Below are 16,033 nucleotides of genomic sequence, written 5' to 3' on the forward strand. Positions count from 1 at the left end.
GTTCAGGAGGCGGCGGACGCCGGCGTGGTGGACGGCGCGCGCGACGCCCCCGGTCCCTTGCGCGCCGGCATCAGGAACAGCACCAGCACCGGCACGAGGTACGCGACCCAGGCGATGGTCTCGATGGTGGTGGGCTGCGGCGTGAAGTTGAAGACGCCGTTGAGCAGCGTGGTGTACCAGGCGTCGGGCGGCAGCGCGCCGGTCAGGTCGAAGGCCGGGGCCGTCAGCACCTGCACCAGGCCGCCCTCGACGAGGTCGTGCACGCCGTACTTGAAGATGCCGGCGGCGACGATGATGAGCAGCAGGCCCGTCCAGGTGAAGAACTTGCCGAGGTTGATGCGCAGCGCGCTCTTGTACAGCCCCCAGCCGAGGGCGATCGCGGTGGCGATGCCGAGGGTGAAGCCGATCAGGGGGGAGGACGTGGTGCCGGCGCCCTGGGCCGCGGCGAAGAACAGCAGCGCGGTCTCCAGGCCCTCGCGCGCGACGGACAGGAAGGCCATCACGACCACGGCGGCGGCGCCGAGACCGAGGGCCTCGCTGAGCTTGGCGCGCAGGTCGCCGGAGAGTTTGCGGGCGGCGGTGCGCATCCAGAAGATCATGAAGGTGACGAAGACCGTGGCGGCGATGGACGCCACGGCGTCGAACAGCTCCTGCTGCCGGGAGTCGAGGTGGGCGGCGGTGAACGTCAGCAGCGCGCCGAACCCGACCGACAGGGCGACGGCGGCGGAGACCCCGCCCCAGACGTACGGGAGCCTGTCACGCCGGTCGCTCTTCACCAGGAAGGCCACCAGGATCGACACGACGAGGGTCGCCTCAAGGCCCTCCCGGAGGCCGATGAGATAGCTGGCGAACACTGTGGTCTCCCTGATTGTTGCTTAGCCTTGCCTAAATTAGGACAGCATTACCTTAGCGGTGGCAAGTGGGTGGCCTACAGGGGCCATCCCGTGTCGCGAGGCCGAGATCATGCGAGGTAAGTCTTGTGTGGCGTCCGCGCCACATCGGTTTCGGGCTCGTTCCCCGCCCGCGCCCGCGCCACCCCGGACGCCCGCGCCTGCGGGGCGCCGGAAACATGGCGGAATCCGGCCTTTCACTGCATGTCGCCTGCGGAGGCGGTGGGAAGGTAATACGCTCGGGGGCTGGAGCGGCAGGCGTGGCAGCGTCCCCGCCACCGATCCAGCCCAGCCCAGCGAACACCTGGATACGCTGACATCATGACCACCTCTGGCCGGTCCGCGCGCCGTAAACCCCCCCACGTGCTGGCCAACGCACCGTTCCGCCGGCTGTGGACGGCCATGGCGGTCTGCAGCCTGGGCGACTGGCTGAACATCATCGCCATCACCGCGTTCGCGGCCTATCTCACCCAGGGGTCGGGGTTCCAGGCGCAGAGCCTCGCCATCGGCGGCGTCTTCGTCGTCAAGATGCTCCCCGCGATCCTCCTCGGCCCGCTGGCGGGCGCGTTCGCCGACAGGTTCGACCGCCGCCTGACGATGTTCACCAGCGACCTGCTGCGCTTCGCGTTCGTGCTGTCGATCCCGCTGGTCGGCAGCTACCAGTGGATCATCATCGCGACGTTCCTCGTCGAGTGCGTGAACCTGTTCTGGGTCCCCGCGAAGGACGCCACCGTCCCGAACCTCGTGCCCAAGGAGCGCCTGGAGGAAGCCAACCAGCTCAACCTGCTGGTGACGTACGGCTCCGCGCCGGTCGCCGCCGCGCTGTTCGCGGTCCTGTCGGTGGTCATCGAGGTCGTCGGCCAGGCGGTGCCCTCCTTCACCTGGCACCCGGCCCACCTCGCGCTCGTGCTCAACGCGGTCGCCTACGTCGTCTCCGCGTTCCTGATCTTCACGCTCACGAGCATCCCCAAGGAGCACACCACCAAGGTCTCCTCGCCCTCGGTGCTCCGGCAGATCATCGACGGCTGGCGGTACGTCGGCGCCAACCGCATGGTGCGCGGCCTGGTCATCGGCATGCTCGGCGCGTTCGCGGCGGGCGGCGCGGTCGTCGGCGTGGCCAAGGTGTACGTCGTCGCGCTCGGCGGGGGCGACGCCGCGTACGGCACCGTCTTCGCCGCCGTCTTCGTCGGCATGGCGCTCGGCATCTTCTTCGGGCCGCGCCTGCTGCGCGAGCTGTCGCGCCGCCGCCTGTTCGGGCTGGCCATCGTCACCGCGGGCATCGTCCTCGCGGCCACCGCGCTCATCCACAACCTGGTGATCGTGGTCATGCTCGTCGTCGTGCTCGGCGCCTGCGCGGGCATCGCGTGGATCATCGGATACACGCTGATCGGCCTCGAGGTCGAGGACGCCATCCGCGGGCGCACGTTCTCGTTCCTGCAGTCCCTGGCCCGGGTCACGCTCCTGCTCGTCGTCGCCGTCGCGCCCGCGCTGTCCGGCCTGTTCGGCAAGCACGCGATCTCGATCGGCGCCGGGCTCGTCTACCGCTTCGACGGGCCCAGCCTGGTCATGCTGATCGGCGCCGTCGTGGCGATCGTCGTCGGCGTGCTCGCCCTGCGGCACATGGACGACCGGCGCGAGGTCCCCATCGGCTCCGACCTGATGGCCGCGCTGAAGGGCGAGCGGTACGTCGCCGACAGCGGCGAGCCGGCGCGCGGCATGTTCATCGCCTTCGAGGGCGGCGAGGGGTCGGGCAAGACCACGCAGTCCCGGCTGGTCGCCATCTGGCTGCGCGACCAGGGCTTCGACGTCGTCCAGACGCGCGAGCCCGGGTCCACCAAGGTCGGCATGCGCCTGCGGGCGATCCTGCTCGACTCCGCCCACCACGGGCTGTCGGCGCGCTCGGAGGCGCTGCTGTACGCGGCCGACCGCGCCGAGCACGTCGAGAAGGTCATCCGCCCGGCCCTCCAGCGGGGTGCGATGGTCATCTCCGACCGATACGTCGACTCTTCCCTCGCCTACCAGGGCGCCGGGCGCGAGCTGGAGCCGCAGGACGTCGCCAAGGTCAATTCCTGGGCCACCGGTGGCCTCACGCCCGACCTGACCGTCCTCATCGACGTGCCGCCGTCCACCGGCCTGGCCCGGCTGGCCTCGCCCGCCGACCGCATCGAGGCCGAACCGATGGAGTTCCACGAGCGGGTGCGCCGCGAGTTCCGGGCGCTCGCCGCCGCCGACCCCGACCGCTACCTGGTCGTGGACGGCACGCAGACGCAGGAGGAGATCTCCCGGGTCGTCCAGGACCGCGTCCGCGAGATCCTCCCCGACCCCGTCCCGCAGGAGACCGAGGCCATCACCGGCACGATGCCCGCCATCCGCGACTAACCTGGCCGCGTGACAGTCTTCGACGACCTGGTCGGCCAGGAGCAGGCGGCGGCGGTGCTCCAGCGCGCCGCGGCGGCCGCCGCCGAGGCCCTCGCCGGCGGGCGCGGGGCGGGCATGACCCACGCGTGGCTGTTCACCGGCCCGCCCGGGTCCGGCCGCTCGGAGGCCGCGCAGGCGTTCGCGGCGGCGCTGCTGTGCCCCGACCTCGGATGCGGGCACTGCGACATGTGCCACCAGGTCGGCGTCGGCTCCCACCCCGACGTCGAGACCGTACGCCCGCAGGGCCTCTCGTACAGCGTCAAGCAGACCCGCGAACTCGTCCTCAGGGCCTCGGGGGCGCCGACGCTCGGCCGCTGGCGCGTCATCCTGTTCGAGGACGCCGACCGCGCGACCGAGGCCGCCGCCAACGCCCTGCTCAAGGCCATCGAGGAGCCGCCGCCGCGCACGGTCTGGCTGCTGTGCGCGCCCTCGCCGGACGACATGGTGATCACCATCCGGTCCCGGTGCCGGGTCGTGACGCTGCGCACGCCCTCGACGGCGGCCATCGCGCACGTGCTGGCCACCCGCGACAACGTGTCGTTCGAGACGGCCGAGTTCGCCGCCCGCGCCACGCGCGGCCACATCGGCCGTGCCCGCCGCCTGGCCCTGGACGAGGAGACGCGGCGGCGCCGTGACGCCGTCCTGGCGCTGCCCCGCACGCTGACCGGCCTCGGCGAGTGCGTGGAGGCGGCCGAGCGGCTGGTCAAGACGTCCTCGGAGGACGCCGAGGAGGCGACCGCCCACCTGAACGAGGCCGAGACCACCGAGCTGCGCAAGATCTACGGCGAGGGGTCCACGGGCAAGGGCCTCAACAAGGGGCTCGTGCGCGGCGGCGCCGGGGCGATGAAGGAACTCGAGGACCGGCAGAAGTCCCGGGCCACACGCATCAAGCGCGACTCCCTCGACATGGCCCTGCTCGACCTGGTCGCCTACTACCGCGACGTCCTGGCCGTGCAGTTCGGGGCGGGGGTCGAGCTGTCCGCCGAGGACCGCTCCGCCGATCTGGAGGCGCTGGCCTCGTCGAGCTCCCCCGAGGACACGCTGCGGCGAATCGACGCGATCATGCTCTGCCGCGAGCGGCTGGCGGCCAACGTCAACCCGCAGATCGCCGTCGAGGCGCTGACGCTGTCGTTGTGGCGGCCCCGGTTGTGAGCGCCTTGCCCGCCTTTTAGCCGGATATCGGATGCCGAGCAACCGGAGGAAGGCTGCCGCGTCTCTTGGACATGCAGGCTTCCGAAATCTCGGAGCGCACCTCCGATCCACGTGACGCCGAGGACGCGATCACGGCGCTGTACGCGGGCCACGCGCTCGGGCTGACCCGGCTCGCGCTCGTGCTGGTCGGCGACCGTGAGAGCGCGGAGGACGTGGTCCAGGAGGCGTTCCTCGGCCTCCACCGCCGCTACGGCGCGTTACGCGACCCCGCGAACGCGCTGGTCTACCTCCGTAGCGCCGTCCTCAACAACGCCCGCACCGTACTCAGGCGGCGCCGGTTGCCGTCCTGGTTCGCCGGCGCCTACGAACCGCCCGTCTGGTCCGCGGAGGCCGCGGCGCTGCTCGGCGCCGAGCGCCGCGCCGTCCTGAAAGCCCTCCACCAACTGCCACGCCGCCGGCGCGAGGTGCTCGTCCTCCGCTACTACGCCGAGTTGTCCGAAGAGGAGACCGCCCAGGTCATGGGCGTCAGCCGGGGCACCGTCAAATCCACCACCGCCCGAGCCCTGGACGCGCTCGGCCGCCTCCTGGGGGAGCATCCGTGAACGACGACATCATCGCAAGGCTGCGCGACGCCACGACAGCCGTGGGGGACACCGTCCACGACGTCCCAGGGCTGAGGTTCTCGGCCGCTGGCATGGAACGTCCCGAGCCGCGCCGGAAGAAGTCCTGGTTCGTCCCCGTCGTCGCGGCGGCGTCCGTGATCGCGGCCATCACCGCGGGGGCGGTGGCCGTACGCGCGGGCACGGGGCCCCAGGTCGCCGCGGCCGGGCCCGCCGCGGTGCCGAAGTTCTTCCTCGTCGCCTCCACCGGCTCGCTCAGCGTGCGCGGCATGAACGGCGAGCAGGTCGCGAGCGTCCCGGCGCCCTCGAAGGACGAGGTCTTCTGGTCCGCGCAGGCCGCCGAGGACAACCGGCGCTTCTACGTCTCCACGGTCGGGCCCGGGTGCCAGGGGCACTTCTACCGGCTCACCGTCGACGATTCCGGCGCCGCCCAGGCGTTCGACCGGCTGCCGATCGAGCTGTCCGAGGGGACGGCCGACCCCCTGGCGGTCAGCGGGGACGGCTCGAAGCTCGCGTACGCGATCCAGCCGTGCCGGGCCACCGATCGGACCGGCGGACTGGTGGTGGCGGACACCGCGTCCGGCGAGACGCGCACATGGAAGGCGGAGGAAGGCAAGATCTTCACGAACGTCGCGATGAGCGGCGACGGGCGGTACGTCGCCTACCAGTACCCGAACGTAGTGCGCGTCTACGGGACGAACACCGCCGAGGGGGGCGGGCGGTTCCTCCTGACGGATCCGCGAAAGACACCAGGCCCAGACACGTCGGCCGGCGGCACCGTGATCGTCCCCGCGCCGGGCGACGCCACCTCCGTGCCCGCCGGGCCGGGCGTCCCGCCGATCGGCGACACCACCGCTTCCGCGCCGCCGTCGGGCGACGGCACCTCCGTGCCCGCCCCTTCGTCCGGCGGTTTCACCCTCGAGTCGGCCGTCCCGGCCAAGCCCGATGCCCAGGGGTACGGGACAGGTGAGGGGCCGAGCCGGGACATGGCCACCCCGGCGTCCCCGTCGCCCCCAGGGCGGACGACCCGCGTGGTGCCGCCCTCCCCGGGCGCCCCCGGGGCCGCGAGCGAGCCCCCGTCGGGGCCCGAGGCCGTTCCGGCGGAGCCCGCGGTCCCCACGGCGTCGGCCACCGTCGCGGTCGACCCGCGCACCGGAGAGGCCCCCGGGCCGGGCAAGTCGGGCACCACGCCCATCCCCTCGGGACGGGTCGAGATGGCGCCCGATTCGCCGGACGTCTACCTGATTGACACGACCGTCGGGGGCGAGGACCTCGGCACGAGCCGGAAGATCACCCTGAGTTCAGAGGCGGTCGGAGGAAACGGCGGCCTGCAGGGGTACCGCCTCAACGCGGACGGCTCGCGGATCATCGCCTCGCTCGGCCGGGTCGTCCTCACGGTCAACGGGACCAAGGAGAAGGTGGAGCCCTCGACCGCGGCGATCGTCCGGTTCGACGCCTCGGACGGGCGGCTTCTGGAGACGGTCTACAAGGACGAGAAGGGCGGAATGCGACTTCTCGCCGTGGACGGCGCCTCCGAGCGCTTCATCGTCCGGCGCGGCGACGAGATCGCGGCCGTCACCGCCTCCGGCTACCAGGTACTGACCCACGACGACCACACCTACCCCTCCGTGACCTGGTGACGGTCTGACCTGAGGTGGTTGACGCGATCTGAAGCGGCCACAGCCGGGATGTCCTCGGCCGTGGCCGCTTTCGTCGCCCGGCCCGCGATTGTGGCCAGGTCAACTTCCGGTTGACGATTGGTATTGCCTGGGTAAACCGCACTGCGCGTAATGTGGGCCAGAACCGCGTCGGCGTGATCCGCGAGGCTCGCGCCGGGGGTGGTTCACGTCGGCTCGGGCAGGAGCCCGCGGCCGTACCGGCGAGGAGGCGGAGGGTTCCATGGGCGTGATCATGGCCGTGAGCTTTACTCGCTACGGGAGGCTCTACTACCTCGACCCGGGCGGCCACAGCCCCAAGGTCGGGGACAAGGTGCTCGTCCCCACCGACGCCGGGCCCGAGGTGGCCGAGTGCGTCTGGGCGCCGCAATGGGTCAGCGAGGACATCGACGGCCTGCCGGTGTGCGCCGGCATCGCGGGCGAGGAGCACCTCGGCCGCGACGAGACCAACCGCCGTCGCCGCGCCGAGGCCCGCAGTGTCTCCAAAAGGCTGATCAAGCGGCACGAACTGCCCATGAAGATCGTCGGAGTCGACTACCTCGACGCCGACAACGTCTACACCGTGTACTTCTCCGCCCCCCACCGCGTCGACTTCCGCGCCCTCGTCCGCGACCTCGCGCGCAACCTGCGGGCCAGGGTCGAGCTTCGCCAGATCGGCCCGCGCGACGAGGCCCGCCTGCAGGGCGGCATCGGCCCCTGCGGCCGCGACCTGTGCTGCGCGACCTTCCTCAAGGACTTCGAGCCGGTGTCCGTCCGCATGGCCAAGGACCAGGACCTTCCGGTCAACCCCCTGCGCATCGCGGGCGCGTGCGGCCGGCTGATGTGCTGCCTGAAGTACGAGCACCCCCTATACCAGGAGTTCCGGGCGTCCGCTCCGCGCACTGGGGCCGCCGTGGACACCCCCGAGGGCTCCGGCACCGTCGTCGGCCACAACGTCCCCTCCGACTCGGTGATCGTCCGGCTGAACGACGGAGGTCGGCGCTGCGCCTGCTCCCGTGCCGACGTGTGCTCGCCGCGCAAGCAGCACGACGAGAGGTACGGTGACCGGCTATTGCCGGTTGAGGAGTGAAACCCCAGGTAGAGGGGGTACAACCTAACCGCCGTGGGGATGATCAACTCCTCGGGTTCTGGCGACGGGGGATAGGTGGTCGGCGCATGATGCGCTTTTCCGGCGGTAGCCGTACGGCTACCGCCCTTGTGATGTCGGCGTTGCTCGCGGCGGCCTGCTCGGCCGAGGGGGAGTCGGGCGATCCGGTGGACAGCGCGTCCCCGGCCGACCCGCCCACGGCCGCGAGCCCCTCCGCGCCGGCCACCCAGGCGCCCGCCGCCGCCCTCGCCCCGTTCTACACGCAGAAGATCACATGGACGCCGTGCCAGGACGACTTCCAGTGCGGCAAGCTCGACGTTCCGCTGAACTACGCCAACCCCGGCGGCGAACGCATCCAGATCAGCCTCATCCGGCTCCCCGCCAGCGGGGGCAAGCGCATCGGCTCCATCATCCTCAACCCGGGCGGACCGGGCGGATCCGGCATCGAGTACGCGCGCGCCGCGAACATCGTCCTCACTCCGGCCGTCCTCGGGCGGTTCGACACCGTCGGCTTCGACCCGCGCGGCGTCGGCAAGTCCGCGCCCGTCCGTTGCCTGACCGGCCCGCAGCTCGACGCGTTCATCGGCCTGGACGGCACCCCGGACGACCCCGCCGAGGTCAGCGCCCTCGCCAAGGGCGCCAAGCAGTTCGCCGAGGGCTGCCAGGCGCGGTCCGCCAAGCTGCTCCCGCACGTCGGCACGGCCGACGCCGCCCGCGACATGGACGTCCTGCGCGCCGCGCTCGGCGATCAGGGCATCACCTACCTGGGCAAATCCTACGGAACGTACCTCGGCGCGGTCTACGCCGACCTGTTCCCGAAGAAGATCCGCGCCATGGTCCTCGACGGGGCCATCGACCCCGCCCTCCCGCCGGTGCCCACGGTCAACGCCGCCCAGGCGCAGGGCTTCGAGGTCGCGTTCCGATCCTTCCTCGCCGACTGCTTCGTCCACAAGAACTGCCCCTTCCCGGGGCGCGACACCAGCGTGGCCCTGTCACGGCTCACGGACTTCCTCAAGGCCACCGACCAGCGCCCGTTGCGCAACACCACCGGCGACGGGCGGGCCGTCGACGAGTCATGGGTGACGCTCGGCATCCTGGCCGCCCTCTACGACAAGCGCAGCTGGCCCGTGCTCAGGACCGCCCTCGCCCGGGGCTTCCGCGGCGATGGCACCATGCTGCTCAAGCTCGGCGACATCCTCGTCGACCGGAAGCCCGACGGCACGTACTCCAACCAGACCGAGGCCAACATGGCCGTCAACTGCCTCGACCACTCCTACCCGCACAAGATCGCCACCTACGAGGAGGCCGCGAAGACCGCCCAGCAGCAGTCCCCGCACTTCGGCGCGTACGTCATGTGGGGCTCCCTGCCGTGCGACTACTGGCCGGTCAAGCCCACCGGCACCAACAAACCCCTGAGTGCCCTCGGCGCCCCGCCCATCCTCGTCGTCGGCACCCAGCGCGACCCCGCCACCCCGTACCAATGGGCCAAGTCCCTGGCCTCGGAACTCTCCTCGGGCGTCCTCCTCAGCTACGACGGCGACGGCCACACGGCGTACCGCACCGGCTCCACCTGCATAGACCAGGCGGTCGACAAGTACTTGATCTCCCTAACCCCACCAGCGTCCGGCACCCTCTGCCCCAAGGCCACGTAACCAACCCGCCCCACAGCGCCACCCGACCCAAGCCGGGCCTGGAGGGGCTCCTGACCCGGCCCCCTTGGATGGGCACTTGACCCGGGCCACCCATCCTGGCCACCGCAACGCCACGCGACCCACGCCGCCCGTCCTGGTCGCCTCACCCCACCCTGACCTGAACGCCTCCACCCCGCCCTGGCGCAAGAACCACCGAAAACCTGTAGACTTCCACACGCTGCGGTCACCATCGCAGCCCGCCGCCTTAGCTCAGTCGGCCAGAGCGACGCACTCGTAATGCGTAGGTCAAGGGTTCGATTCCCTTAGGCGGCTCACAGTTTCACCAGGGCGTCCCTTGATCCCAAGGGGCGCCTTTTTGATCTTCCGTCTCATTTTCCGTCTCAGTTCCCCCAGAGGGCCTTCCCCATCTTCTGCGCGGCGTCCTGAGCCAGCGGCGACGCTACGTGACTGTAACCGCGGGTGACGCGGATGTCGGAGTGCCCCAGCATCTCCTGAACCACCGCCAGCGCGATCCCGGCCTCCAGCGCCAAGGTCGCCGCGGTGTGCCGCTGAGCGTGGAGCTTGTGATGGGGAAGGCCCGCGGCCTTCACGATGCTGGCCCACTCATCCCAGTCCACCCGAGGATCGATCGGCTGGCCGTTGGGCTGGCAGAAGACGAGATCGTGATCCGTCCACTCCTTGCCGGCCACCATCCGCTCGACGTCCTGGATCTCCTTGTGCCTGCGCAAGATCTCCACCAGCTCGGGTGCCAGGTGGATGGTCTTGCGGCGCTTCTCCTTGATCGGGCGGAACACAAGCCCGCCGCCCTTGCGCTGTGGACACACCTTCGCGTGCGCGGTGCACTTCTTCGGGCACGGCTTGGGGCACACGTGGCCGGTCCTGTAGCAGCCGGGTGCGCACTCCGGCCGGTGCCGGTGGGAGGTGCAGTCCTTCGGGCATGCCTCGCGGTGGTGGGCCGCTCCGCAGGCTTGCGGGTTGTCGCAGCCGTGTTGCCAGGTGAGCCGCTGAAGCTGATACCAGATCTTCGCTACGCCGGTGTCGAGGTTGATGTACTGCCACCTCAGGCCGAGTGTCTCACCTTGACGGGTGCCGGTGGCCAGCCCGACCGACCAGCGGGCCGCGTTGCGCCGCTGCTGGGTCTCGGCAATGACTTTCCGCGCTTCCTCCCGCGTCAGGACGTCCTTCTCGACGTCGCCGAGCTTTGGCACCTCGACGAGCTCGGCCGGATTCTTGGCGACCGCACCACGGCGAACCGCAGCGGTGAACATGGAGCTGATGACGGCGTGGACCTTGCGGACATGCCCGGGGGATTGGCCGTCCTTCAGCATCTCCGCGTAGAGGTTTTCCAGGTGTTCTGCGGTGACCTTGTCCAGCCGGACCTTCCCCATGTACTTGAATATCCAGTTCTTGCATTTGCTCCGATAGTCGGAAATCGTCCGCGGTGCCCGGTCTGCAATCGGCAGCACCGTGTCCAGCCAGTAGGTCCCGAACTGCTCCACGGTCTGTACCCGGCCAGCCTTGCCAGCCTGCCCGGTGTCGCGCTTCTTGGTCAGCTCCTTGAGCGCCTTGACGACTTCTACCTCGGTCTTGCGCTCGACGTGCCGCCGGTCGGGGGTACCGTCGAGCTTGGTGCCCATCGTGATCCGGCCGTGCCACTTGCCGTCAGCGCCGAGGTAGATGGTGCTTTCTCCATTGGGCTTGCGGCTGCGCTGCTCCCGTTCGGGAGTTTCTGTCATTTCGGGTGCCTTTCATCTAGGGGGAGGCGATCTGCATTGAAGGTTTCACCAATTGGCTCTTGTCATATCGACGGACGCTCACCGGTAGCCGGGTAATCGGCGCGGACGTGCACCGGTTCGCGTCAGGCGCGGCTGGAAGCGGCCATTGAACAGGCGGCAAGGGCCGCTGTGACCGATTTTGAGGGAGTAGCCGGTTGATGGCTTCGGAGTCTCCAGAGCCACACACAGGGTCATTTGCTCTAGTGTCAGATGGGAGGAGTTGCAGGGGGTTCTTGGTTGAGGAGGTCTAGAACGGCTTCGTCGGTGATTAGTGCCTGAGGCCTGCTGATCACGCCTGTGGCGACGAGTTCGCGGGCCAACTCGGTGTCGAAGACCGGTGCTTTCATGCCTGACTCCAGTAGTTCCTCGATGATGGTGGCCACCTCGATGAGGTGGTGCTGGCGCAGCCTCACCACGTGCTGAGCCTCATCCGAGTCGCTTTGACCAATGTGCTCGAAATAAGTCAGCCGGCCGGTCGCCTTTCGCAGTTGACTGATTTCGTCGGTCAAGCGGCGGTGCAGCTTAATGGGGCGCGTCGTCGAGCGCCAGGCCTCCAGCCTGCTCGTGCCATTTGCCCCTATCGTGGAGCGGTCGGCATAGGGCGTTCCATCAGTGTGTACGTGCGTAGGCGGCTCATCGCCCGTGGCGCACTTCCACGCCAAGTGCGGGTGAATTCTCTGGTGATAGGCGGAAACCGGGACCAAGTCAAGTTCGCCTAGGGGGAACACCAGCAGCAGCATCGGCACCGCAAGGGCATGTGCGATGACTTCCAGTTCGTCGATTGTCACATCCCGCCTACGGCGACCAGAGGCGTCGCGGCGGCCAGTCTCGATGTTGGTCAAGGCCGCGAAGGTGAGCTGGTCCGCGCCCAATTTGGCGCACTCGGCAGCGAGGTCTTCCCGCGTCAACCCGAGTCGGCTCCGGTGCTTACGGATCTGGTCGGCGACCACATCACTCATGTTACTGTGCATATCGACAAGTTCCTGTTCGGATTGACTAGGGGAAGTCTACGCCCTACCGTGGCCGTCATGCCATTCGCCCGACGCGCGACGGCAGGCCCGCTCCCTGAAGCCTTCCGCTCATTTCCGGTGCCTGGACGCAAGCTGGAGCATCGAGATGGGTAGCTCGCGCGGCAAGGGACAGGCGGACGCGCTCATTTATGAACCACAGCGCCGACTCAGCTACGGTCGGGTCTTGGGGCTGGGTGGTGCCGGCATCGCACTTCCCGTTGGGTCTGCCTGGGTGCTTCCGGCGCTTGCGGCTGTGGTCACTGCGGTTGAACTCGCGATTCTCGTGATCGTCGTATGTACGGATCGGAGCGGAGCAGCGAACGGACCTTTCGCCTTCTGCGTTGGTTGGCGGATCGGCCCGAGCCCTCTGGCCCCGACGTTGATGGCTGTTGACCGCCGATGAACCGTCAGCACGACAGGCCGTGCGGCGACTGCCGACGTCCCTGTCGCGTCTCGACGTCGCGGTCTCGGCAGGGCGTGGGTCTGCTTCCTAGATGACGTCTCAGTCGCTATGTGGTGGGTCGCGCTGCGGTGCAGCGCACAGGAAATGCCCACCTGGTGCGGCGATCGCTCCCGTCGGAGACCGGAGCGGTGACCGGCCAGGGCCACATCTCCGTGTGACACCGCCGCCCCGTCACCCGGATTGCAGTCCTCCATTGACCAGTTCATATATCTGAGTATAAAGTGCTCTCATTACATCTACTAGGGTGCAAATCTGGAACCGGGGATCCCTCTACGTGACGCGATAGCCGGGGCGCAAGCCTCTGAATGACCGCCTCGGCGCGTGAGGGTCGGCAAGCCATCGTCGAGAGAGTGCACCCTCATCGAACGAAGGAGCTGTTGTCAGCATGAATGCATCACCCGGCGGCCACCAAACTTGCCGCGCTCGCGTGCACCAGAGCGGGGTCACCTACAAGATTTGGGTCTGTGACTGGATCGGCAGTCACGAGGGCCCAAGAGGTCTGGTTCACCGAGTGCGCTGGACGGTAGCTGGCCGCAGAAGGACTCGATCGTTCCGTGACCGGGCCGTGGCCAGGGAATTCCATGATCGGCTCAAGGCTGCGGTCGCCAGCGGTCAGCCTTGCGACGTGAAGAGCGGGCTGCCTCTGGCGATGGCCCCCCAGGGCTGTGGCGGTCGCCCGCGCCGCAGACTCCGGCGTAAGAAAGCCGGGGGCGCGCATGACTGATTCCTCGTTCGAGGAGATCCGGGGGCGGCTGGCCGAGTGCAGTGACGGTGAGGCGCTTCTGGCGGACGGTTTCGAGGACGCTCTGATCGGGATGGCCGAGGGCTGGTTCGGTAACTCCCGGCGGATCGTCGCTCTGTATGACCTGGCTCTGTGCCTGCGGGTCCTTCTGGGCTGGGGCATGGACGAAGAAGAGGCCGGTGAGTGGATCGAGTACAACGTCACCGGTGCCTACGTCGGGCCTTCCACTCCGGTCTTCGCCATCATCAAGCGCCAGCCCGTGATCGTCTCCCGAGACGACTGACATCCAGCCGGACGAAGTCCCAGCAGGCCCCGCAGGGCCGTAACCTCCCCGCCTTCACCAGCGTCATTTCCCCGCGATCCCCTGCCGCAGGCGCCGCGCGTCCGTGAGCGCAGGGCTCCTGCCCCGCTCCCAAGGCTGCGCCACCCTTGCCGTGCCCGCAACCGGCTCTCGCTGCGCTCGCCCCGGCCCGCCCAGAGATCTTTCCTCCTGCGTCGGAAACATCTTGGCCGGTGCCGGGACCGCCGGATTGCGTTCCCGGCCGCGTGCGTCGCGGGCGCCTTGAGCCGGGCAGGGACCAGCCCTGTGTCCCCGGTCGCCGCAGCAGGGCGGTGGCCGGCGAGCTCGGCGCGATGAGCCTGTGGAGGGCACATGATCGAAGTCACAGCCGATCCCGACGCACCGGACGACGCAGTTGCCGGGCACAACCTTTCCGTCGTCACGGACGCGGACGTCGCCGGACCAGGGAACGAGGGTTCCATCTACACCGAGCGGCCGATGATCCCGGTCGAGCTGCTTGTCTGCCACCCAGGGAACGTCCGGCAGGACAAGCAGGCCGACCAGGCGTTCTGCCGGTCGGTCGCCACGGCGGGGATCATCACTCCGCTGGAGATCACGGTCGACCCCGGTGGCGGGTACCGGGTGGTGGATGGCAATGTCCGCCTGGACGCCGCGCTGAAGGTCGGGCTGTCGGCGGTGCCGTACTTCTTCTCCGCCGACACCGCCGATGACGAGGGTCTTCAGTACCTGCACATGCTGATCAGCAGCAGGTTCCGCACGAGCCTGACGGTGCATGAGGAGGCGCAGGCGCTGTTCTCGGCGGCGCAGGCGGGGATGACGCGAGCCGAGATCCGCAAGGCCACGGGCCTGTCCGCTGGCGAGGTGAAGGCCGGGGTGCGGGCCGGTGGTCTCAACTACATGGCCAAGGAGATCGCCGCGGGGATGGACTACGAGTGGACGCTGGAGGAGCTGGCGCTGCTCAAGCCCTTCGAGGACGACTCCGAGGCGATGGAGGTGATCCGCCGTAACCGGTACGGCCCGCTGAAGTACACGGTGCAGCGCCTGCTGGACGAGCGGGAAGCCAAGGCTCGCCGCGCCAAGATGGTGGCCGAGCTGGAGCGGGCCGGGATCACGGTCACCAGCGAGCGGCCCGAGGGGGCCGTGCTGCTGAGCCGCCTGGTGGACGGCGACCAGATCATGGATTCCGACGCCCACGCGGACTGCCCCGGCCGGGGCGCGTCGCTCGGCTCATGGATGAACGCCTCCCCGAACCACTACTGCCTGGACCCGGTCAAGTACGGCCACGTGTTCGCCGAGACCGGTACCACCAGCCCTCCCGAACCCGCCATCGTCGCGCCCGCCGCCCAGGAGGCCAAGCCGGACACCGACCGCAAGATCGTGGTCGAAGGGAACAAGGCGTGGGTCGCCGCCGGCACGGTCCGGCAGCAGTGGCTGCACGAGTTCCTGATGCTCAAGACCCCGCCCAGGAACGTGGCATCCACGATCGCCCGGTTCATCACCGAGCAGCTCGTCACGATGCCCGAGCCGCTGTGCCGCGCGCTGGGCGGCGCCCGTCACTCCCGTCTGTTCGAGTCCTTCGGCTCCCCCACCCCGGAGACGGTGGCCAAGAGCACCCAGCCGGGCCTGTGGATGATCGCGCTCGCCCCCATCGCGACCGCCTACGAGCGGGAGATCACCGGTGACGGGGAGCGGCGCAACACCTGGCGCGAGGACAAGTACTCCCCGTGCACCCGCGAGGACGCCGGAGCGTGGCTGCGGTTCATCGCCGACATCGGCGCCAAGCACGGCTATGAACCCAGCCCGATCGAGAAGGCCGTTGCCGACGGCGTTCCCTACCGCGGCGACAACCCCGCCGAGGACCTCATCAAGGAAGCAGACACCGACCAGACCAGTACCGAGACGGCGGTAGCCGGTCAGGACCCCGAGGAGCACGATGACCAGCCGATCGACGCCGTCGAGCAGGCGCCGCAGGGGACGCAGGAGTCCGAACCGGGCCCCGTTGCCGAGCCGGACGCCTCCGCCGGCCCGGCGTCGGCATCCGGTCCCGCGGACGCCGCAGCGGATCCGCAGGAGGTCCACCTGGCCGCCCACGTGGAGGAGGAGATAGCCGACCTCGCCGAGCAGTTCGACGCCGCCGACATCTACGCCGACGTGTCGACGATCACGGAATTGCGCAGCGGTGAGGCGGTTGCAATCACGTAATTGAGCATGCCGATCACGTAATTGACCCTGTTCAGGGCGTGCGTG

11 protein-coding genes and 1 tRNA gene are annotated in these 16,033 nt (G+C 69.3%); 9 read left to right on the forward strand and 3 right to left on the reverse strand.

Going from position 1 to position 16,033, the window contains the following annotated elements; all coding sequences use genetic code 11:
• Positions 1–2: 2 nt before the first annotated feature.
• Positions 3–854 (reverse strand): iron uptake transporter permease EfeU, encoded by an 852-nt coding sequence (gene efeU, locus AB0M95_RS35470; RefSeq protein ID WP_363774436.1) that lies wholly within the window; start codon positions 852–854, stop codon positions 3–5.
• Positions 855–1,211: 357 nt separating this feature from the next.
• On the opposite strand from efeU, the gene tmk reads away from it, so the two are divergent.
• The 7 genes from tmk to AB0M95_RS35505 all read left to right on the forward strand — a co-directional run bounded on the left by tmk (position 1,212) and on the right by AB0M95_RS35505 (position 9,807).
• A complete protein-coding gene (gene tmk, locus AB0M95_RS35475) occupies positions 1,212–3,269 on the forward strand; it encodes a dTMP kinase (RefSeq protein WP_363774439.1) in 2,058 nt (685 codons plus the stop codon).
• Positions 3,270–3,278: 9 nt separating this feature from the next.
• The gene (locus AB0M95_RS35480; protein ID WP_358518933.1) at positions 3,279–4,460 is read left to right on the forward strand and encodes a DNA polymerase III subunit delta'; all 1,182 of its coding nucleotides are present in this window, start codon (positions 3,279–3,281) and stop codon (positions 4,458–4,460) included.
• A gap of 71 nt (positions 4,461–4,531) precedes the next feature.
• Positions 4,532–5,062 carry a SigE family RNA polymerase sigma factor gene (locus AB0M95_RS35485; protein ID WP_358518930.1) on the forward strand — a complete coding sequence of 177 codons (531 nt, stop codon included), beginning with the start codon at positions 4,532–4,534 and terminating at the stop codon, positions 5,060–5,062.
• Positions 5,059–6,720 carry a hypothetical protein gene (locus AB0M95_RS35490; RefSeq protein ID WP_363774443.1) on the forward strand — a complete coding sequence of 554 codons (1,662 nt, stop codon included), beginning with the start codon at positions 5,059–5,061 and terminating at the stop codon, positions 6,718–6,720. The genes AB0M95_RS35485 and AB0M95_RS35490 overlap by 4 nt, the downstream gene beginning before the upstream one ends.
• A gap of 259 nt (positions 6,721–6,979) precedes the next feature.
• Positions 6,980–7,825 carry a regulatory iron-sulfur-containing complex subunit RicT gene (gene ricT / locus AB0M95_RS35495; protein WP_363774446.1) on the forward strand — a complete coding sequence of 282 codons (846 nt, stop codon included), beginning with the start codon at positions 6,980–6,982 and terminating at the stop codon, positions 7,823–7,825.
• 131 nt (positions 7,826–7,956) lie between these two features.
• Positions 7,957–9,495, forward strand: a complete 1,539-nt coding sequence (locus AB0M95_RS35500) for an alpha/beta hydrolase (RefSeq protein ID WP_363774449.1) — start codon at positions 7,957–7,959, stop codon at positions 9,493–9,495.
• A gap of 238 nt (positions 9,496–9,733) precedes the next feature.
• Positions 9,734–9,807: transfer RNA gene (locus AB0M95_RS35505), tRNA-Thr, on the forward strand.
• 68 nt (positions 9,808–9,875) lie between these two features.
• Here the strand turns inward: AB0M95_RS35505 and AB0M95_RS35510 are convergent.
• Positions 9,876–11,231 carry a site-specific integrase gene (locus AB0M95_RS35510; protein ID WP_363774452.1) on the reverse strand — a complete coding sequence of 452 codons (1,356 nt, stop codon included), beginning with the start codon at positions 11,229–11,231 and terminating at the stop codon, positions 9,876–9,878.
• 245 nt (positions 11,232–11,476) lie between these two features.
• Positions 11,477–12,229, reverse strand: a complete 753-nt coding sequence (locus AB0M95_RS35515) for a hypothetical protein (RefSeq protein WP_363774455.1) — start codon at positions 12,227–12,229, stop codon at positions 11,477–11,479.
• A 1,230-nt stretch (positions 12,230–13,459) separates the two neighbouring features.
• On the opposite strand from AB0M95_RS35515, the gene AB0M95_RS35520 reads away from it, so the two are divergent.
• Together AB0M95_RS35520 and AB0M95_RS35525 are read left to right on the forward strand one after the other, a co-directional pair.
• Complete coding sequence (locus AB0M95_RS35520; RefSeq protein WP_363774458.1) at positions 13,460–13,768, forward strand: hypothetical protein; 309 nt, start codon at positions 13,460–13,462, stop codon at positions 13,766–13,768.
• A gap of 369 nt (positions 13,769–14,137) precedes the next feature.
• Complete coding sequence (locus AB0M95_RS35525; RefSeq protein ID WP_363774461.1) at positions 14,138–15,988, forward strand: ParB/RepB/Spo0J family partition protein; 1,851 nt, start codon at positions 14,138–14,140, stop codon at positions 15,986–15,988.
• The last annotated feature ends 45 nt before the right edge of the window (positions 15,989–16,033 follow it).

This window comes from Sphaerisporangium sp. NPDC051017 (assembly GCF_040683095.1).
GTDB lineage: Bacteria > Actinomycetota > Actinomycetes > Streptosporangiales > Streptosporangiaceae > Sphaerisporangium.